At 48.2% G+C, this 19,924-nt stretch carries 13 protein-coding genes; 6 read left to right on the top strand and 7 right to left on the bottom strand.

Annotated elements, in window-relative coordinates; translation table 11 throughout:
• Positions 1-42 precede the first annotated feature (42 nt).
• Positions 43-903: an alpha/beta hydrolase gene (locus ACO08K_RS11260; RefSeq protein ID WP_421796492.1), complete on the bottom strand. Its 861-nt coding sequence runs from the start codon at positions 901-903 to the stop codon at positions 43-45.
• A gap of 215 nt (positions 904-1,118) precedes the next feature.
• On the opposite strand from ACO08K_RS11260, the gene ACO08K_RS11265 reads away from it, so the two are divergent.
• Both ACO08K_RS11265 and ACO08K_RS11270 read left to right on the top strand, forming a co-directional pair.
• Positions 1,119-3,479 (top strand): ABC transporter permease, encoded by a 2,361-nt coding sequence (locus ACO08K_RS11265; protein WP_421796493.1) that lies wholly within the window; start codon positions 1,119-1,121, stop codon positions 3,477-3,479.
• Between the two features lie 2 nt (positions 3,480-3,481).
• A complete protein-coding gene (locus ACO08K_RS11270) occupies positions 3,482-5,941 on the top strand; it encodes an ABC transporter permease (protein ID WP_421796494.1) in 2,460 nt (819 codons plus the stop codon).
• Positions 5,942-6,091: 150 nt separating this feature from the next.
• Here the strand turns inward: ACO08K_RS11270 and ACO08K_RS11275 are convergent, their stop codons facing one another.
• Positions 6,092-6,961: an ankyrin repeat domain-containing protein gene (locus ACO08K_RS11275; RefSeq protein WP_421796495.1), complete on the bottom strand. Its 870-nt coding sequence runs from the start codon at positions 6,959-6,961 to the stop codon at positions 6,092-6,094.
• Between the two features lie 353 nt (positions 6,962-7,314).
• Between ACO08K_RS11275 and ACO08K_RS11280 the strand changes: the two genes are divergently transcribed.
• Both ACO08K_RS11280 and ACO08K_RS11285 read left to right on the top strand, forming a co-directional pair.
• The gene (locus ACO08K_RS11280; RefSeq protein ID WP_421796496.1) at positions 7,315-7,914 is read left to right on the top strand and encodes a hypothetical protein; all 600 of its coding nucleotides are present in this window, start codon (positions 7,315-7,317) and stop codon (positions 7,912-7,914) included.
• 30 nt (positions 7,915-7,944) lie between these two features.
• Entirely contained in the window at positions 7,945-10,365 is a 2,421-nt protein-coding gene (locus ACO08K_RS11285; protein ID WP_421796497.1) for an ABC transporter permease, read from the top strand.
• A 111-nt stretch (positions 10,366-10,476) separates the two neighbouring features.
• On the opposite strand, the gene ACO08K_RS11290 is transcribed toward ACO08K_RS11285, so the two are convergent.
• On the bottom strand, positions 10,477-11,583 hold the full coding sequence (locus ACO08K_RS11290) for a DUF2911 domain-containing protein (RefSeq protein WP_421796498.1): 1,107 nt from the start codon (positions 11,581-11,583) through the stop codon (positions 10,477-10,479).
• A gap of 108 nt (positions 11,584-11,691) precedes the next feature.
• Here ACO08K_RS11290 and ACO08K_RS11295 point away from each other — a divergent pair, with 108 nt between their 5' ends.
• The gene (locus ACO08K_RS11295; RefSeq protein WP_421796499.1) at positions 11,692-12,531 is read left to right on the top strand and encodes a maleylpyruvate isomerase N-terminal domain-containing protein; all 840 of its coding nucleotides are present in this window, start codon (positions 11,692-11,694) and stop codon (positions 12,529-12,531) included.
• A 27-nt stretch (positions 12,532-12,558) separates the two neighbouring features.
• Positions 12,559-12,909 carry a VOC family protein gene (locus ACO08K_RS11300; RefSeq protein WP_421796500.1) on the top strand — a complete coding sequence of 117 codons (351 nt, stop codon included), beginning with the start codon at positions 12,559-12,561 and terminating at the stop codon, positions 12,907-12,909.
• A gap of 36 nt (positions 12,910-12,945) precedes the next feature.
• Here the strand turns inward: ACO08K_RS11300 and ACO08K_RS11305 are convergent, their stop codons facing one another.
• From ACO08K_RS11305 to ACO08K_RS11320, 4 genes are all read right to left on the bottom strand, one after another.
• Positions 12,946-14,310 carry a peptidylprolyl isomerase gene (locus ACO08K_RS11305; RefSeq protein ID WP_421796501.1) on the bottom strand — a complete coding sequence of 455 codons (1,365 nt, stop codon included), beginning with the start codon at positions 14,308-14,310 and terminating at the stop codon, positions 12,946-12,948.
• A gap of 2 nt (positions 14,311-14,312) precedes the next feature.
• Complete coding sequence (locus ACO08K_RS11310; protein WP_421796502.1) at positions 14,313-15,167, bottom strand: hypothetical protein; 855 nt, start codon at positions 15,165-15,167, stop codon at positions 14,313-14,315.
• A gap of 144 nt (positions 15,168-15,311) precedes the next feature.
• Positions 15,312-17,282, bottom strand: a complete 1,971-nt coding sequence (locus ACO08K_RS11315) for a peptidylprolyl isomerase (protein WP_421796503.1) — start codon at positions 17,280-17,282, stop codon at positions 15,312-15,314.
• Between the two features lie 33 nt (positions 17,283-17,315).
• Positions 17,316-19,772 (bottom strand): bifunctional UDP-N-acetylmuramoyl-tripeptide:D-alanyl-D-alanine ligase/alanine racemase, encoded by a 2,457-nt coding sequence (locus ACO08K_RS11320; protein ID WP_421796504.1) that lies wholly within the window; start codon positions 19,770-19,772, stop codon positions 17,316-17,318.
• Between the last annotated feature and the right edge of the window lie 152 nt (positions 19,773-19,924).

Genomic DNA, 19,924 nt, shown 5'->3' on the forward strand with positions numbered 1-19,924 from the left:
TAAGAGGTGAAAAGGAATGTCTCAACGAGGTAGAGCTAGTTTTTAATACTGATGGAAGGCTTGGGAGATAAATGCGAGTACATCGGGTAGTGCTTCGCGCCAATAGGTCCAGGTGTGGCCGCCATTGCGGATGCGAAATTCGTGAGGAATTTCCTTTTTGCGCATGGCGATGTGCACCAGGGAGTTGCCTTCAAACAAAAAGTCATCGTCGCCACAGTCGATGTACCAGCGCACTGCCTTCTTTTGGTCGTCGGGGATATTGTTAATCATGTACAAAGCACTTTGTTGCTTGTAATAGGCCTCAACCTGGGCGGCAGTGGCTGTAGAATCCTGGCCACGTTTGATTTGTGCTTTGGCTGCCTCCAGATCCAAAGGCCCGGTGGCTGCACTCAATGGACAAGCGGAAGAAAACAACTCGGGATGGTGCAAGGCATAGGCAAAACTACCACCGCCACCCATCGATAAGCCAGCCACTGCTCTAAAGCGCTTTTCCGCCTTGATGCGGTATTTTTTTTCTACTGCAGGCATCAATTCCTTGAAGAAAAAATCCTCATAAAGCCAGGTACCCGTGACGGTGTTGGCATAACCCCGGCGCCCGGTATTGGCATCGGGCATGACGATGATCATGGGCGTGGCTTTCCCTTCGGCAATGGCTTTATCGGTGATGTTTTGCACTTCGCCAAACTGAACCCAGCCGGTTTGGTCGTCGCCTGCACCGTGTAGGAGATAGAGTACAGGGTAACTGCGGGAAGAAGTTTCATAATCGGGCGGCAGATAGATGGCGTACTTCCGCTCCATGTTGAGGATTTTGCTTTGGAGGGTAAGGTTGTCGAAAACTTTGCTGGTTTGTGCAAAAAGGAGATGGCTACCCATCACTGCGATCAGTAGGAAAAAGTTTTTCATGTAGTTTATAGTTTAAACAAGCCTTGAATGATACACAAAATACAAAACGTTTTGTATTCTAAATCAAAATTTTACGAAATCGAACGAAAGTGTTCATCGGTGAACAGTGCGTCAGAATCCTTAATGTCTAATTGCCTGGTTTTATGTTATTTTATTTTATTGGCATGTAAATTGACCCCTATTTTACGATTGGCTTTGAAAAAACTGCACACACGATGCTCCACCACAACCTCTTGTTGATTTACCGCAACATCAAACGATTTAAACACAGCTTTTTCATCAACTTGATCGGCTTGTCTACCGGATTGGCTTGTACCTTATTGATCTACCTTTGGGTCAACGATGAACTGAGTGTTGACCATTTTCATAAAAACGACCAGCATTTGTTTCAGGTCATGGGCAACCTGGAAAACGAAGGCAAGTTGTTTACCCAATCGGCTACCCCCAAACACCTGGCCGAGTTGCTGAGCACAGAAATGGCCGAAGTAGAAATGGCCGCTACGACTACCCCTCCCGCCTGGTTTCCCAAATTCACCCTGAATGCCCAACGCGATCCGATTAAAGGAGTAGGTAAATTTGCCAGTGGGGACTTCTTCCGCTTGTTTTCGTACGAACTTCTGCAAGGCAACAAAAACCAGGTACTGCGCGATAAAAGCGCTATTGTCATTTCAGAAAAACTGGCCAAAAGTTTGTTCAAATCCAACGAAAACGCCATCGGCAAAAGCCTGGAATGGGACCTGGCTGGTTTAAAAAAACAATGCACGGTAAGTGGTGTATTTAAAAACTTGCCCGCCAATGCCTCCGAGCAGTTTGACTTTGTGGTGCCCTTTGAATCGTTTTTGGACATCATCGGTCGGAGCCTTAGTTGGGACAATCTATTCAATACTTATGTGGTGTTGAAAAAAGGGGTTGAGCAGGAGCAGTTCAATACCAAAATTGCGGATTACATTCAGCGCAAAAACCCAGGGGCAAAGATTGAGTTGTTCATCAAACCTTTTGCCGACAACTACCTGTACGGCCAGTACGAAAACGGCGTCCAGGCAGGTGGAAGGATCGAATACGTTCGCCTTTTTTCCCTCATCGCCCTGTTTATCCTGCTCATCGCCTGCGTCAATTTTATGAATCTGGCTACCGCCAAAGCGGCCAACCGGATCAAGGAGGTGGGCATCAAAAAAGCCATCGGAGCCCGCCGCAGTACCCTCATCTGGCAACATTTGGGGGAATCTACCGCCATGACCCTGCTCTCTTTTTTGGTGGCCGGGCTGCTGGTTGTGCTGCTCTTGCCAGCGTTTAATGAGCTTACGGGCAAACAACTGGCACTGAGCTGGAATCCGAATTTGTTGCTCGGTGCCCTGGCCATTGCTGCAGCTACCAGCCTGGTTGCAGGCAGTTATCCGGCCTTTTACCTTTCCAGTTTCAAACCAGTGGCGGTGCTGAAAGGAAAATTTAGTACTTCTGGCGGAGAGCTACTGGCCCGCAAAGGACTGGTGGTTTTTCAATTTGGCATTTCCATCGTGTTCATTGTAGCCGTACTGGTCATTTACCAGCAAATTGAATTTGTACAAAACAAAAACCTGGGCTACAAGCAAAACAACCTGCTCTACTTTGAAATGGAAGGCAAAGCCACGGCCAATCCGGAAGGTTTTTTGGCCGCTTTGCGCAAGGTGCCCGGTGTGGAATCGGCTGCAAATATGTTGACCAACATCGTCGTTGCGCCAGGCGGCAATCTGCCCAACATCGATTGGAAAGGGAAAAAAATTGCCTTTCAAAATGTAGGGGTGGGTTACGGCATGATTGAAACCCTGGGCTTGGAGATGCGTTCTGGTCGGCCTTTTTCCAGGGCTTTCAGCTCTGACACCAGCAAGCTGATCTTCAATGAAGAGGCCGTAGCGGTGATGGGTTTGTCCGAACCTGTCGCAGGACAAGTCATCGATTTTGGCGGCAGAAAAGTAGAAGTTTTGGGCGTGGTTAAAAACTTCCACCTGCAATCCCTGCACGAACCCGTCAAACCTTTTTACTTCCGCTTCGATCGCATGTATGCCGTAACCGTGATGGTGCGTATCGCTGCGGGGACCGAACAAAAGACCCTGGCCGCTTTGGCGCAGTTTTACAAAGATTACAATCCTGGTTTTGTGTTTGATTATACTTTTTTGGATCAAACTTACCGGGCGCAATATGTGGCTGAAAAACGGGTAGGACTGTTGTCGCGTTATTTTGGGGCCTTGGCCGTGCTGATTTCTTGTTTGGGGCTGTTTGGTCTGGCAGCCTTTACAGCCGAGCGGCGGGGCAAGGAGATTGGAATCCGCAAAGTGTTGGGCGCATCGGTATTGAGTGTGATGCGACTGCTTTCCATGGATTTTGTCCGCCTGGTGCTGCTGGCCATTGTGCTGGCGCTTCCCATTGCCTGGTACCTGATGCGGGGGTGGCTGGCTGGATTTGCCTATCATATCGAGTTGCAGGCTTGGGTGTTTGTGTTGGCGGGCGTGGCGGCACTGGGTATTGCGATTCTGACTGTTGGTTATCAGGCGTTCAAAGCGGCCATTGTCAATCCAGTTGAATCATTAAAAACGGAATAATCATGCTGAAAAACCATTTCAAAATCGCTTTTCGCAACTTGTTGCGGTACAAATTGCACAGCTCGATCAATGTGATGGGGCTCGCTATTGGCATCAGCGCGTGTTTGGTTATTTTTCTGCTGGTTCACCACCAACGCAGTTTTGACACCTTTCATCCGGATAAGGAACGTATTTACCGCGTTTACACCGTTTACAGTGGCCTTTTTGAGGCAACCAACAGCGGTATTGCTTTCCCCATACCCGATGCCATTCGTAAGGAATGCACTGGAGTAGAAGCCGTCGGGCATTTTATGACTTTCAGCAACCTCAAAATAAGCCTGGGTGCGCAAAAAGAGCAGGGCAAGGTTTTTGAAGAACAAAACCACATCATTGCTGCTGAACCCGATTATTTTCGGGTATTTGATAGCTACCATTGGCTGGCGGGAACGCCCCAAACGGCGTTGAGTGAGCCTTTTAAAGTGGTGTTGACCGAGAGTAGGGCGAAGTTCTATTTCGGCAACATTGAGCCTCGCGCTGCCCTTGGTCAGGAAATCAGCTACAACGATTCACTGTTGGTGACGGTTTCCGGTATTGTCAGTGATTTGCCCAAACAGACCGACCTGAAATTTACCGATTTCATTTCTTTCAGCACCATCCCGCAAAGCTGGTTGAAGCACGATGTAGGTGGCTTAGAGGGCATGAAAGAATGGGGCAGTACCACCAGTGCTTCTCAGGTTTTTATCAAATTGAACAAGGATGTTGAAGCAGCACGACTCAGCAAACAACTGGCCCAATTGGTCAAAAAATACCAACCCGATAAAGATCCCAAACTCAAACTGGTGTACCCCATGCAAGCCCTCGCCGACTTGCGCTACTCCACTATCGGAATTTTTAACGACAGCGCCGCCCCTGCCAACCGAAAAACGCTCAATGCTTTGGCACTGGTGGCAGGATTGCTCTTGTTGATTGCCTGCATCAATTTTATCAATCTGGCTACGGCCCAGTCTATTCAACGCTCCAAAGAGGTCGGCGTACGCAAGGTTTTGGGCGGCACCCGCGGTGTATTGATCAGCCAGTTTTTGGGCGAAACCCTGGTGATTACTTTTGTCGCTATGTTGTTTTCCATTGCCTTGTCGAAGGGCGCAATGGCATTTTTCCGGGAGTTTTTGCCCGAAGGTCTAACCTTTGACTTGTTTACGCCTAGTGTTCTGGCCTTTATTGGTGCGGTGGTGTTGCTGGTGAGTGTTCTGGCGGGTTTGTATCCGGCCTTTGTGCTTTCGGGTTTCCGGCCTGCCTTGGCTTTGAAGGCCAAGTTGTCTAGCAAAGGTACAGGCAGCGGGGTGGAATGGCTGCGCAAAGGTTTGATCGTTTTTCAATTTACCTTCTCCCTGGCGCTGATTGCTGGGACCCTCATCATCGGGCGGCAAATCAAATTTATGCAAAATGCGGAATTGGGTTTCAATGCAGATGCGGTGGTGCATTTTCGGCCACCCTTCCAGTATGAGTCGGAGAAAAAAGCCCTATTGGGCAACCAACTGCGGCAATTGATTGGCGTAAAAAGTGTTTCGATCCACGCGGATGCACCGGCTTCACAAGGAATCAATACCCGCATTTTCAATTACAAAGGCAAAAAAGAAACCGCAGATTACGAGTTTTTGGTCAAAGGCGCGGATACTGCGTACCTGCATCTGTACGATATTGCACTTCTGGCTGGACGCAATCTTTTGCCTGCTGATTCCACGCGGGAATACCTGATCAATGAAACGGCATTGAAACAACTGGGTTTTAAACATCCACAAGATGCCCTGGGCAAAGGGATCATTGAAGAGGGCAAGGAATTCCCGATTGTGGGTGTGGTCAAAGATTTTCACAGCCGTTCTTTGCATGAGCCCATCCGTCCCCTGGTAATCGCGATTAGTCCTTTGAACCAGCGCCGGGAACTGAGCCTCAAATTGGCAACCCAAGGCAAGGGCCTTGATTCTTTTAAAGCGACGATGGAGCAGGTGGAACAAATTTGGAAAACCGTTTATCCTGGCGAAAAATTTGAATACACCTTTGTAGACCAGGATATTGCAAAATTTTATGAAAACGAGCAACGCACTTCAAAAATCATGAGTGCAGCTACAGGAATTGCCATCTTTATTTCCTGCATTGGCTTGTTTGGTTTGGTGTCTTTTATGATCGGCCGACGGACCAAAGAAATTGGGGTGCGCAAAATTCTGGGGGCTTCCATTTCCAATATCGTGGCCCTGTTGTCGAAAGAACTTTTGTTGTTAGTAGGTATCTCGATCCTTTTGGGTTCACCAATTGCCTGGTATTTGGCGCAGCAATGGTTGAAAGATTTTGCTTTTCACATTGCGATTGAGTGGTGGATGTTCGCCTTGGCTGGGGGACTGGCGATTGCTTTTGCGTTGCTGACGCTGAGTTATCAGGCGATTCGGGCAGCCATTGTCAATCCGGTGGATTCGTTGCGGAATGAGTGAAATACAAGAATAAACATAGCCTCTTGGGCATAAAAGTATCTAAGGCGTAACCTTTCTAAGGTGCTTTAAGGTGCCTAAGGTGGTTCAAAACAAACATAACATAAATTTGAACCACCTTAGGCACCTTAGAGCACCTTAGAAGGTATTCACTTATCCTGCCTGTTGTTGTAAGTACTCCGCAATCGCGGTATATTTTTCCCTCATTGTAGGATCTTCAAATTCCTCCGTAGTCAACGAATACTGCGCCCAACCCAAAGGTGTCCCCTCATAAATCTTGTCTTTTAAATCCAGTCTGGCACCCGCCTCCACCAATACCTTAACCGCTTCCAGACTACTTGACCATACCGCCTGATGCAAGGCAGTGGCGTGTGAATGAAAACCCTCGTCAGGATCTGGATAAGCATTGGGGTTTACACCCTGATCTAACAAATAAGCCAGAGCGCGTACATTTCCGAAAAATGCCGCAGCCACCAGGGCGACTTCTGCCTTAGTGGTACTGGCAGTTTGCATCAATTTGGGAACATCATCCCAGCGATCAAGGCAGATGGCGGTGGTTAGAGTGAGTTGAGCGCCCCGCTCCAGGAGCCGCTGGGTCGCAGCTCTATTGCCATGCGCCAGGGCGCCATGCCCAAGACCAATGTTAGCCCCCTCGTCGATGAGCAAATCCATCAATTCAATTTGTACCCCACTTTTGCGCGGTGTACTACCGGTGACGACCAGGCCAAGGGTGTAATCCAGTTGCACTTGCAGGGTGTCCAGGTTTTGGCCTTTGATTTTGTTGATAATCAGGGCACAAATCGCAACAATATTGGCGGACAATTTGCCGTGACGGATGGGATTGTCGGCTACGAACCAGAGGAGGTAAGGCAGTTGGAAATAGCCCTCAGTGGGACTGTCCAGGCGCATACCCACCAATTCAGGGTGTTCTGCGAGTAAACCTTGCAAGGTCTCTAACTTGCCCTGATCAATGGCCTCAACGGCTTCGCGGAACAAGGGGTCTTTGATGACAAAATCTTCCATAGCTTTATTGTTTTAAACAACGCCTTGTCTGTCAAATATTTGGGTGATTTTTTTCAAAATTAAAAACATTATTCACTAAACAAAACCAATTATTTTATTTTTCACAAAAGCGGACAGGATTGTTCGAGGCCGAACATTGCTTGAATATTTTGCATACTCAAGCAATTGATTATTTGAATTTTATTTTGTTGGTATAAAAATTGGGGGAGCTAATTAGAAGTTACATCAAGCCTATGCAGTACCCATCACTCCGCCACTGTATCCTATTTGTAGTTTTTTGCTTTTTCCTGAGCCCTCTTTCATGTCAGTCGCCTCAGAGAAAGGCTTCTAATTTAACTGCATTACAATCAAAATTGGAGTCCGATCGAAGTCACCAGGCTTACAATGCACTACAATTTTTACTGGCTGAACATTACACAGATTTAAGTACGGAAGAGAGAAAATCCTTGCGGGCAAGTTTGGAAAAACATGCAAAATGGTCATCGGCAATCCTTTGCCCGAATACCGAACCGGGTATAAAATTGCACCTCGAAGGTCGATTGCTCAATGAAAAAAATCAAGCCATTGCAGGAGCCAAACTGCATATATTTCACACCGACAGTCGGGGTTATTATTCGCCGCTGGATTCGATTTCAGGTAGAATGTTGGAGCAAGACCCGCGACTGGATGGTTTTTTACACACGGATGAACAGGGCAGTTTTTCGATCCAGACCGTGCGTCCAGCCAATTACCCCAAAAAGTACGAGGGGCGCTTATTGCCGCAGCACATCCATATTTTGGCCTATGCTGATGGTTATGCAATTCGCTCTGCTCAAGTAGTTTTTAGTGATGATCCGGCCATGAATGAACATTGGCTGGATTGGGCAAAAAAAGGGAAACACCCCCTGGTGCAGCTGGAAAAAACAGCTGCGGATTTAAATGGAAAATTTGAGCTACATCTGGTCAAAAAATAAACTTCGTGTACCACCCTAAAACAGCATGCCATGTGGAAGAATTATTTCAAAATCGCCCTCCGCAATCTGCGCAAACAACGCGCCTTTTCCATTGTGAACATCATGGGTTTATCCCTCGGGATGGCGGCCTCCCTGGTGATTCTCAATTACCTGAATTTTGAAAAGGGTTACGATAGCTTCCATGTGAATGCCGAACGCATTTACCGGGTGCCCATGGAAATCACCGAAAAAGGTGGCGCTACCCAAACTTTCGCTTTCACCTATCCCCCCGTAGCCACTTCTATGATGAAGGATTTTCCGGAGGTTGAAACGGCGGTGCGCTGGCGAGGCCAAGGCGGGCCCATTAAGGTTAATGAGCAGGTGTATCTGGAACCTGGCCTGCTCTTTTTTGTGGATCGCTCAGTGTTTGATATTTTTTCCTTTCCCTTCGCCAAAGGCAATGCCCGCGTTGCCCTCAATGAGCTGAACGACGTGGTTTTGACAGAGAGCATCGCTCAAAAATATTTTGGAGGAGGAGAAGCCCTCGGCCGAACCATTCGTTATCAGGAGGAGGATTATGTGGTTAAAGCCGTTCTGAAGGATTTGCCTGAAAACTCCCACATCCGCTTCGGCATCCTCTTCAATTTTGACAAATACATCCAATTGGTGGAAGCACAAGGTGGCCGCATCCGCGACAACTGGGGCTGGTCGGACTATTACACCTATGTCTTGCTGAAACCCGGGGCCGACGTCAATACCTTACGCGCCAAAATGCCTTCCTTCGCTGAGCGCTACAAGGGTGAAGACATGAAAGCCACCAGCTATACCATGCAGTTTTTGTTGCAACCCCTGAAAGACATTCACCTCAAATCCCATTACGATTATGAATTTCAAGGCAATGGCAATTTCAAATACCTAGGCTTTTTGGCCATCGCAGGGTTCATCATTCTAGTCATCGCCTGGATCAATTATGTCAATCTGGCCACAGCCCGGGCTTTGGATCGCTCCAAGGAAATCGGGATTCGCAAGGTGGTTGGAGCCGTTCGGCAACAACTGATTCGGCAGTTTTTGGTAGAGGCATTGCTGGTCAATCTAGTTGCGATTGTGCTGGGTTTGCTGATCTTTCAACTATCACTTCCGTATTTTAGCGAGCTCGTGGGCAAAAAAATCCCGGGGCTTGGTTTACAAAACTGGAGCTTTTGGTTAGCCTTGGCAGGCATTTTTGTAGCAGGGTCGCTGCTGGCAGGGTTTTACCCAGCCTTTGTGATGTCGGGCTTCCGGCCTATCCAAACCTTAAAAAGTGCAGCCTTGAATGAAACAGGCAAAATTGGAAACAACCTCTTGCGCAAGATTTTAGTGGTGGGGCAGTTTTCGGCAGCCATTATTTTGGTGGCGGTCATCATGGGTTTATTCCAGCAAATGCGCTACATGCAAAACCTGGATTTGGGCGTCAACATCGAACAAACCCTGGTAGTGCAGGAAACCATGCCCCGTGATAGCCTGGGTTTGTTGAAGGTAAAATCTTACTTGCAGGAACTGGAACGTTATCCCGATATCATCAACACCAGCGCCTCCACCGATATCCCCGGTAAAGAAGTGGGCAATTCCACCACCTTCTGGCGGAAAAACACCCGCAATGAAAAACGCTGCCGCACCCTTGGGGTAGACGAACATTTTTTAGACAATTATGGCCTGAAAATCATCGCCGGGAGGCAGTTTCGAGAAAACTTTGCTTCTGACGCCGCTCAACGCAACATCGTTTTGAACGAAACCGCTGCCCGCATTATCGGGTTTGAAACACCTGAAGCGGCCATTGGACAAAAAGTCACCTATTCCGATGGTGATCTGACTGTAGTGGGCGTGTTGAAGGACTACCATCAGGAATCGCTCCGCAACGATTTCGACCCCATCGTTTTTTATGCCAGTTCCAATTTTTGGCAGTTTTATTCGCTGAAAGTGAATACCACCAACATGCAGGAAACCCTGGCGAAGGTGGAAAGCACCTGGAAATCCTATTTTCCGGGCAACCCATTCCAATACGTTTTCCTGGATGAATTTTATAACCAGCAATACAAGGTGGATCGGCAGTTCAACGCCATCCTTTGGTGTTTTACCCTGCTCGCGATTGTAGTGGCTTGCCTGGGTTTGTTGGGCTTATCGGCCTTTATATTGGCCAAACGGGCCAAAGAAATCAGCATCCGCAAGGTTTTGGGGGCCAATATCGGGCAAATTTTAAGTTTGGTGACGAGCGAGTACTTCCGGCTGATTTTGATCGCTGGGGTGGTGGCATTGCCCCTGGCTTATGTATTGATGCAGCAATGGTTGAAGAGTTATGTTTTCCGCATCCAGGTGGGCTGGTGGTTTTTTGTATTGCCGATTCTGGGCGTGGTGCTGATTGCCGGGCTGACGGTAGGTTGGCAGAGTATTCGGGCGGCAATGGCGAACCCTGTGAAGTCGATGCGGAATGAATAAGTTCTAAAGTGATTCTTAAGTGCCTTTGGTTTCTTAGGTGGTAAAAAGATTTCACCACCTAAGAAACCGAAGGCACCTCAGCAGCACCTCAGCAGCTCGGAGGCGTATGGTTTAATTGATGTCCTTATTCCCTTTTAACTGGGTTTTCAGGTCCTCCGTTGCCTTCTTTTGCTGGTCGTTAGGCGCCTGAGCGATGGCCTTGTCCGCATACTCTATGGCTTTGGCAAAATCCCCTTTGGCGCTATACGCCCGCATCAAACCACTGTTAACCACAAAATTGTCCCCGTGTTTTTTCTGGTTGTCCAGCATTAGCTTCAAAGCACGATCTGCTTGTTTCAGCGTGATCAAGCTGCGACCAAAAGTAGCCAGTTGCTGCGCATTGCCCAAGGCTACTACTTCAGTCATCAAGGAATCTGCCTCCTTCAAACGATTGGTTCTCACTGCGGCATTGACCCAGTTGCTCATGGTTGGGAAGGTTTTTTGGCCACCAAATCCGGTGATGGCTCTTTTGCTCCAGCCATAGGCTTCTTCCAGGTTTTTATTCACAGTGAAGCAGTATTGAGCGGCCTGTAGAACGATTTGGGGGTTAAAACCAATATTGCCCTTCAACTGGTCGCGAATCGTGGCTATGACGATGTCTTCGGTATTCACACTCACCCGAAATGGCAAGGAAAGATTGTCCCACATCAAGGCGATGGTGCAGGCATTGGCGCTGTGATTGGTAAACTCGTACTTGAGGTATTCCACACTTTTATCCAGGGGCTGTGGCTTAACCTTTACACGCAAAACATCGTCTTTTTGCTCGTAGTAAAAGCTGCCCCAGGCGTTATTGACCTTGTTAAAAATCAAAATGGAGCTATCTGGATTGTACGCCACATGAAAGCCGTACTTCCCGGCTTTAATGTCTTTGCCTTCCACTTTTACATCGTGTTCAAAGGTAATGGTGGTGTTGTCATTGGCACCAGCCCGCCAGGGCGCGGTAGGGGCATTGGTCAAAAAGCTGAAATTGGTGAAGCCCAGCGGAATCAAGGTTCCCCAAATTTTCCCTTCCCGTTTGTTCACATCCGGGCGAGCATAAGTGATGGTGATGCTGGTGATGCCCACCTCTTCGCTGACCATGGCACGAGGGTTCCCGGCAACCGGTGGAAGGTCCAATTGAGCGTAAGCAACCACATTGCCCAGCAGTAATGTCATTGCGAAAATGAGTAGTTGTTTCATAAAATGAATTGATTGAGTGGGTGAATTGAGGCTGAAAATTACCTGTTTTTGGAATCATTTGCCTCTTGATTTTGTACTGCTTAATATTACCTTTAAAAATGACAAGTTATGCCACCTGAGATTCCGATCCCTACCTTACACTTGTTCCCCAAATTGGACCAGTTTTTATTGGAGTTTTTGCGCAACCTCTCCCCCGCTGATTGGGACAAACAAACCATCGTGCCACGCTGGACCATCAAAGACATTGCTGCCCACTTGCTGGACGGTAACCTGCGCACCTTATCCATGTCTCGCGACCAGTATTTTGGTGAAAAGCCAGACCCCATCGAGTCTTATGGCGATCTGGTGGCCTACCTCAACCGCCTAAATGCCGATTGGGTCAAAGCCTTCAAAAGGGTGAGCCCAACTGTGTTGATTGAATTATTGGAGCTCACGGGATCCCAATACTATACTTATCTCAAGACACTTAACCCGTACACTCCTGCCTTATTTTCGGTTGCCTGGGCTGGTGAGGAAAAATCCCAAAACTGGTTCCATATCGCCCGCGAATACACTGAAAAATGGCACCACCAGCAACAAATGCGCCTGGCTATGGGACAGGAGGAAATGCTGTATGCTCCAGACTTGTATTTCCCATACCTGGATACTTCGATGCAGGCATTGCCGCATCATTATCGAAATGTGGTGGCTGAGCCAGGAACGGTGATTGCTTTTGTGGTAAAAGGGATTCCAAACGCGCAATGGTATTTGCAACGCGGCGAAAATGCCTGGGTTTTAAGCAAGACTTTGAATCAAGCACCTATTGCTTCAGTAAATATTGACGGGGCCATCGCCTGGCGCATGTTGACCAAAGGGATTGCCAAAGCAGAGGCTGCGAATTTAGTGGAGATTGAAGGGGAGCAAAAACTGGGGGCAGTGGTGCTGGATATGTTGGCGGTGATGGCCTAGGTTTATAAAAATACAATAGAATCGATAATGCGACTCAAACTCCTTGTCATTCGCAGCGCCAATCCTGCCCAACTCGCGCAGTTTTACACCCAACTGGGCTGTATCTTTGAACAGCATCGGCACGGTAAAGGCCCACTGCATTATTCCTGTACGATTGCTCAAACAGTTTTGGAAATCTACCCTTTGGCCAAAGGACAAGAGGCTGCTGATCCGAATTTACGCTTGGGTTTTGAAATTGAGGAATTTGATACGGTACTAGAAAAGCTAACTGAGCATGGAGGCAAAATCATTCAGACTCCGTATGAGAGTGAGTTCGGCTGGATGTGTGTGGTAGAAGACCCGGAAAGGCGGAAAGTGGAATTGTATAAGATACCATAAAAAAAAGGGTAGCAACAGGAATTGCTACCCTTTTTCTTATGGCTTGATCGCCGCCATATTCTCTTTCATCCAGGGCTCCAAATTCGGACAGCCCTGATAAGTCCGGTCAATCAGGATAAACGTTTTCCGGATCCTTTCCTCCACCCACTTGTTCACAATTTCATTGCGTTTGGATTCGATGGCGGCCTTTTGGATTTTGGCATAGTCTTGCGCCAGGTTGGCTTTGTGTGGCGTGGTACGCGACATCAGTTTCACCAAACGGAAGAAATAATCGCCGGCATCGTCGCGGAATTCGATGGGTTTGGATACCGAATTGACTTTCATGGTATCGATCGCGAAGTAGATATCAGGATCGAGGTCGCCCACTTCAAAAAAGGTATTGCCTGATGTAGGGTTCACCATCCGACCATCGTTGTTGAAACTTTGTACATTTTTGTCCGAAAACTTCTTCACCGCGCGGGAAAAAGAGAGCGAATCTTTCAGCAAAAGGGTACGTACGGTATCCATGTGGCGTTTGCCCAGGGAAACATCCTCATCGGTGATTTCCGGACGAATCAGGATGTGCCGGACGTGGATGGAGTTCCCCCGGCGGCCCAACATCTGAATGATGTGAAAACCAAACTGGGTTTCAATCACAGGTGAGACCTCCATTTCTTCCAATTTATAAGCTGCTGCTTCAAATTCAGTGACGTACTTGCCACGTTTGGCAAAGCCCAGATCGCCGCCCCCACGGGCAGAACCATCGTCTGAGTACTTCTTGGCCAGTTCGGCAAAATCTTCCTTACCCTCTACAATCCGCTTGCGGATGTCCTCCAGCTTGGCCATCGTCACGCGTTTTTGTTCAGCGTTGACTGGCACTTTGTGCACAATTTCACCTACTTCAACCTCGGAGCTGAAATAGGGCAAACTGTCTTTGGGGATCCGCCGGAAAAAATCCTTTACTTCCGAAGGGGTAACCGTTACGTCGGTCATGATTTTATTGCGCATCCGTTCGATGAGCAGGTTGTTGCGCAGGTCCTCTCGGAATTGCTCACGCACCTCATTTACGGTTTGCCCATAATATTCCTCAAATTGCTTGAGGTCGTCGTTCATGTAGCTGAGGATGCGGGTAATCCGGGCATCCAATTGGCTTTCCACCTCTTCATCCTTCACCTCGATACTGTCCAGTTTGGCCTGGTTGAGCAGCAATTTGTTCACCAATACCTGCTCGACCAACATACAACGCGCTTCAGGTGGCACTGTACCATTGCGCTGGGCTTTGGTGTAGGCGTACTGCTCCTCTACTTCGGACAAGAGGGTGATTTCTCCCCCAACGGTAGCTACCATTTTGTCCAAAATCTGCTTCTGCGCTGATGCTGCCATTGATAAAGTCAGCAAGACAGTAAAAATTAAGTATCTCATATTTAGAATATTTCAATATTGCCTTTTTTTAAGGCAATTTCGTACAAATCTTCCCGTTTGCGCTGCAGCAAATCCAATTTGCGCTTGTGCAGCACGAAGGTACGCGCTTGTTGTTCAATGTAGCCTAAAGGGGCAATTTCTTTCCGATTTTTTAATTCCAGTAGTCGGAAATAGTACACAAATTTGCCGTCGCTTTGGCGGAACTCCCGTTTGGAGGCAATGTTGTCAGCGGTGATGGTCCCTTTTGGCATCACCGACCCAATGACATCCACTTTGTGCCAGATGCTATCTACCAGCGTATGGGCTGTTGCATGTTTTTGGCAGTAAGCTTCCAGTTTGAGTAGGTTATTGCCTCTGGGTTTAGCCCATAAATTCAACAAACTATCTGCTTTGGGAACCGGGGCTGCAATTTTGATGAAGTAGCAACGAATGATGGGCGTTTCCAATTCGTACTGCTCCTTGTTTTTTTCATAAAACCCTTGCAACTCGGTTTTGGTTACGGTAGAGTCCAGAAGTTGTTCTACCAAAACCTGCTCATAGTTGTTGCGGATTAAAGAACGCCGATAATCCCTTACCAACTGGTCAATATTCAGATCTGGAGGCAGGTTTTTTTCTGCTTCATACATCAGCAATTCTTCGCGCACCCAGCGGCTAACAAAAGCTTGAATGATCAAAAAGCTGTCGGCGCGAGAAGCTTTTTCCGGGAACATGTTTTCCAAGTCCGAAAGGTGCAACTCACGGTTAAAAACACGCGCCAGCAAGCGATCTGCGCCCTGGTCTGATTTCCAGTCACAGGCAATCAAAATCGTGGCCAGTGCCAAAAAAGTCAACAGGTTCAAGCTCCACTTACCGTACATAGCTGTTGATGGGGAAGTTGTGGGAGGTTGAGGAGCTGAGAGGTTGAGGAGTTGAGGCTGCCGCGAGCGACTTAGACAAAGACCTTGTCAAAATCGCTAGCGGCAGCCTCAACTTCTCAACTCCTCAACTTCTCAACTCCTCAACTATTTTTTAATTAAACTTTCAAAAACCGCTTTTTCAATTTTCACCGGATATTCCTTCTTCAGTTCATTCACCCATTGTACTTCCAGGTGGTCCTGGTAATCAGCGATGATGTAACCACGTGCTTCATTGAGCAACTTGTCCTGAGCTGGGATGATTTTATCCACCTTGCGGAAAGAATACTCGTTGTTTTGCCGGTCAAATTTGGCGATGGTTACCTCTCCTACCTTCCATTCTTTCAGTTCACTGGCTTCAGGCGATTTGCCTTTTTCCAACATTTGTTCTTCCACCCGAATACCAATGGTGTCCGACTTGTTGAATTTAGCCAGCACTTCTTCTGAAGAATGTTTGAGGGCGTACTCACGCATGGGTTCTAAAACCGATTTGGAAATACCATCAACATAAAATACGGTTGTTTCTGCCCGATCTTCCCAGCGGTATTTGCCTTTCAGGGTTTTAAAATAGTTTTTCAAACCCACCGTGTCTTGAGAAGCCTTGTCCCATACATTGATGCGGGTAGCCTCAAACAAGAGGATGCCTTCTTCGTACTCGCGTAACAAGGCTTTGAACTCGGGATATTTTTGATCCAGGCGTTGTTCCTCAAAGCGCAGGCAGGACTCATTGACGAATTCCTCGTACAAGCTCTGCACCGCAGCATCTGCTGATGCCTCGCCCGACATCCGCATCCGCTGACGAGTAGCGTTTTCAACAAACTGGGCAAAATCTCCCAGGGTATATGCCTTTTTTGCCATCGTAAACAACACCTTGGCGCTGGGGGGCTGTGGGGCATGCCACTGGAAGGTAAAGAAGGTATCGTTCAAGTTTGCAGAAAACTCAGTCAGCAGATTGGGATAATCTTTAAACCCGGTTTCACGTTTGATGTCTTCTACCATGGCCTTACGGGCCGTTTCAAAGCGGGCATCTCTTTTGATGCGTGCTTCTAATTGACCACGCATTTGGTCATAAGGTTGTATCTCCTTTTTGCTGATTCGCTTAATGATGTGCCAGCCCACGCTGGTTTGAAAAGGTTTGGAGTAATCTCCGTCTTTCGCAACGCTATATGCCGCATCTTCAAAAGCTTGTTCGAAGCGGTTGATGGTCACAAAACCCACGTAACCACCTTTATCTGCGGTTCTGGAATCGTTGGAGTTTTTAGCAGCCAGTTCTTCAAAATTAGTACCGCGCTTCAGGGATGAATAAATGGTGTCAATCTGAGATTTGACAACAATGGCATCATTGCCCTCAGTGCGCAGCAAAATGTGGGCTACTTCAACTTCTCCACGAGCTGGGCGTTTGCTGTGTACTTTGAGCAAATGATAGCCTGCACTGGTGCGGATAGGCATGGAGAGTTGTTCAAAAGGCAGGCGGTAAGCTGCACTTTCCAAGGCATAAAAGCCATTGGGAAACATGGCGGTAACATATCCAATGTGCCCACCGTTGGTAGCTGCTGACTTATCCGCAGAAACCTGCTTGGCTACAGTGGCAAAATTCTCTCCTTTGAGCAAGCGCGCGCGTGCATCCATCGCCTGGCGATAGGCTTCCACTGTGTCGGTGCCTTTGGCCTCAGGGGCAAGGGAAAAAAGAATGTGGCTGATGTCGAGGTCAAATTGCGAGCGTTCAAACAACTCTTTGGTCAATTTTTCAGTTACCTGTTTGTTCAACAAGTAAGAATCAGCCAACTGACGGCGGTATCCTGCCAATTCCTCCTGGAGCGCCTGTACGGTGTCCAGTTTCATGTCTTTGGCCTTCTTTACCTTGAGTTTAAATTTGGTGTACAAATCCAAATACTCTTGTAAGGTGGCGCGGGAAAAATCCGCATTTTTCCCATTGGTTTTGGAATAGATGTACTTGAATTCGGAAACATGCACCGGGGTGCCGTCAACCGTAAACAACACCGGGTCTTTATCCTGTGCCTGGGTGAAAACGATCAGGCTGAAAAAGCAGCCCAGAAGCAGCAAAAGGTTCTTTGCCATGTTTAATTTTATTTTAGCGTCGCAAAAATATACTTATTCCTGTAAATAGACACGTTTAACTCGGGGTGAAATTCCGGTAAATACCTCATATGGAATGGTTCCGAGTACTTGTGCCAGTTCATTTACAGAAGGATCCAATCCAAAAATTTCTACGGTATCCCCCGTTTGGGCCTCGGGAATATGGCTGAGGTCGATCATCGACATGTCCATACACACGCTGCCCAAAATTGGGGCTTTTTTCCCGCGTATCTTCACTTGAAAAGCGCCATTGCCTGCCCCACGACGTAAACCGTCGGCATATCCAACAGAAATGGTACCAGTTCGCATGAGAGAATGGGCTTGGGCACGGCGACCATACCCGATGGTTTCGCCAGCGGCAACTTCCTTGATTTGTGAAATAGTAGCCTTAAAACTCAAAACAACCTGTAAGGGCTCGGGCAAGGTGTTGCTTACGTCGATGCCATACAGGCCAATTCCCAAACGCACCATATCCTGCTGGTATTGTGGAAAACGGGTAATGCCATTGGAGTTCAGGGCATGTTGCAGGGGACGATAGCCCAAAGTGCCCGAAATTTGCTCAAAAGCAAGCTGAAATCGGCGTGCCTGCTCGTGGGTGAAGGCATCGTGTTGAGGGTCTTCAGTGGCGGCCAGGTGGGTATAGATGGATTTAACGAGGAGGGCAGGGTGTTGCCGCAGGTAATCCAGCAAACCCGGGAGTTCATGGCTGTCAAAACCCAATCGGTGCATGCCGCTGTCAATGCCGAGGTGGATGCCGTGGGGAAGGGTTTCGATGCGTAGACTGCGCAGTTGTTCCAGGCTATAGACCACCGGTTCAAGGCGATGTTGGCGCATTTGTTCAAAAGCGCCGGCTTCGGGATTGAGCACCATGATGGGTGCACTGATGCCTGCTTGCCGCAGTTCGATGCCTTCGTCGGCGTAGGCTACGCAGCAATAGTCTACCCGCAGGTGTTCCAGCAAACGAGCTACTTCTTTGCTGCCCGCTCCATAAGCGGTAGCCTTGACCATCACCATCGTTTTGACCCCGGGGCGCAAACAACGCTGATAAGCACGCAGGTTGTGGGCCAGCGCACTCAGGTTGACCTCCAAACGCGCCTGATGTACCTGGCGCGCCAGCGCTTGGGCGATTTTTTCCAGGTGGTATTGCCGGGCACCTTTGATGAGGAGGATTTCAGATTGAAATTGGAGTTGAGGCAAGGCATCAAGCAGGTGCTGGGTGTTTTCAAAATAATTTTGTTCAAATTCCTGGGGTAAAAAATCCTGTAATTGCATCGTAGCTGCTCCAACCCCGATCACCCGTTCAATCTGGTATTCTTCAATCAGGCGACTGATTTTTTGGTACAATTGTTTTTTGGTACTGCCGCTTTGTAAGATTTCCGATAAAATCAAGCTGCGTTTGCGCCCATGTTCGTGCTGTCGCATCCACTGCAAGCCCAGGCGCAGCGAACTGAGGTCGGCATTGTAGGTGTCGTTGATGATGAGGCAATCGTTTTGCCCGTCCAGCAACTCCATCCGCATGGCTACGGGTTCCAGTTGGGCCATACGTTCGGCAATTTGTTCGGCTTTGATGCCCAGGTGCAACAAAACTGCCCAGCAGTGAATGGCATTTTCAATGGCGGCCTGATCCGTAAAAGGGACGTTAATGCGTTCGGTTTGGCCCCTGAAACGGCCTTCCAGGTGAGTATGTCTAAGGAATATTTCCGGCTTTTGTACAAAAAGATCGGCGCTGGGGTGTTGCCCTAGCGACCAGCTCAGTTTTTTACAGGGAAGAGCTTGAATTTCTGTCTGAATTGCGGGATCATCGGCACAATAAATCAGCAGTTCAACGTTCGTAAAAAGTTGTAATTTTTCGCGTAGTTTAGCTTGTTTGCTGGCAAATCCTTCATTGTGGGCTTCCCCCAGCATGGTAAAAATTCCGATTTGGGCCTGGATGATTTTTGCTAAATTCGCCATCTCGCCCGGGCGAGAAATGCCCGCTTCAAAAATGCCCAATTCGTGCTGCATCTGGATGTTCCATACTGAAAGAGGCACCCCGATCTGGGAGTTAAAGCTGCGGGGACTGCGGATGATTGCGTAATTGGCATAGAGAAGCTGAAAAAGCCATTCTTTGACGGTGGTTTTGCCGTTGCTTCCGGTGATGCCAATGACCTGGAGGGGAAATTGGCTCCGGTGATGAGTTGCCAGTTTTTGAAGTGCTGCAATGACATTGGGAACCAGCAGAAAATTGGCTTCCGGGAATGTGTGGGGCTCCGGGAATTGGGTAACCACAAAATTGCGTACTCCAGCCTCGTACACCGCAGCGATGAACTGATGGCCATCCTGCTGGGCGCCCTTGATGGCAAAAAAGAGGCTGCGCTCGGCAAAAATGATTTGGCGACTATCCAGCAACAAATGCTCAATTTGGGCCTCGTGCAGCGGTCTTTCGGTAGTTTTGGCTTGTAAAATCTGTTGAATGGCCTGGATGGAATACATGGCAATCATTTTTAGCAGGCAGCAAAGGAACGGAAAAAAGTTGAGAGGTTGATTGGAGAGGTTGAGGAGTTGAGGCTACCGCAGCAACTTAGACAGTGGCTGCACCAAAGGCAAGGACATCGTCAATACCGCTCGCGGTAGCCTCAACTTCT

This window comes from Haliscomenobacter sp. (assembly GCF_965225875.1).
In the GTDB taxonomy this organism is placed as follows: domain Bacteria; phylum Bacteroidota; class Bacteroidia; order Chitinophagales; family Saprospiraceae; genus Haliscomenobacter.

Excerpts from the sequence above, each read along its gene's own strand:
- ACO08K_RS11260 (WP_421796492.1), bottom strand. The coding sequence starts at position 903 with ATGAAAAACTTTTTCCTACTGATCGCAGTGATGGGTAGCCATCTCCTT.
- ACO08K_RS11265 (WP_421796493.1), top strand. The coding sequence starts at position 1,119 with ATGCTCCACCACAACCTCTTGTTGATTTACCGCAACATCAAACGATTT.
- ACO08K_RS11270 (WP_421796494.1), top strand. The coding sequence starts at position 3,482 with ATGCTGAAAAACCATTTCAAAATCGCTTTTCGCAACTTGTTGCGGTAC.
- ACO08K_RS11275 (WP_421796495.1), bottom strand. The coding sequence starts at position 6,961 with ATGGAAGATTTTGTCATCAAAGACCCCTTGTTCCGCGAAGCCGTTGAG.
- ACO08K_RS11285 (WP_421796497.1), top strand. The coding sequence starts at position 7,945 with ATGTGGAAGAATTATTTCAAAATCGCCCTCCGCAATCTGCGCAAACAA.
- ACO08K_RS11290 (WP_421796498.1), bottom strand. The coding sequence starts at position 11,583 with ATGAAACAACTACTCATTTTCGCAATGACATTACTGCTGGGCAATGTG.
- ACO08K_RS11295 (WP_421796499.1), top strand. The coding sequence starts at position 11,692 with ATGCCACCTGAGATTCCGATCCCTACCTTACACTTGTTCCCCAAATTG.
- ACO08K_RS11300 (WP_421796500.1), top strand. The coding sequence starts at position 12,559 with ATGCGACTCAAACTCCTTGTCATTCGCAGCGCCAATCCTGCCCAACTC.
- ACO08K_RS11305 (WP_421796501.1), bottom strand. The coding sequence starts at position 14,310 with ATGAGATACTTAATTTTTACTGTCTTGCTGACTTTATCAATGGCAGCA.
- ACO08K_RS11310 (WP_421796502.1), bottom strand. The coding sequence starts at position 15,167 with ATGTACGGTAAGTGGAGCTTGAACCTGTTGACTTTTTTGGCACTGGCC.
- ACO08K_RS11315 (WP_421796503.1), bottom strand. The coding sequence starts at position 17,282 with ATGGCAAAGAACCTTTTGCTGCTTCTGGGCTGCTTTTTCAGCCTGATC.
- ACO08K_RS11320 (WP_421796504.1), bottom strand. The coding sequence starts at position 19,772 with ATGTATTCCATCCAGGCCATTCAACAGATTTTACAAGCCAAAACTACC.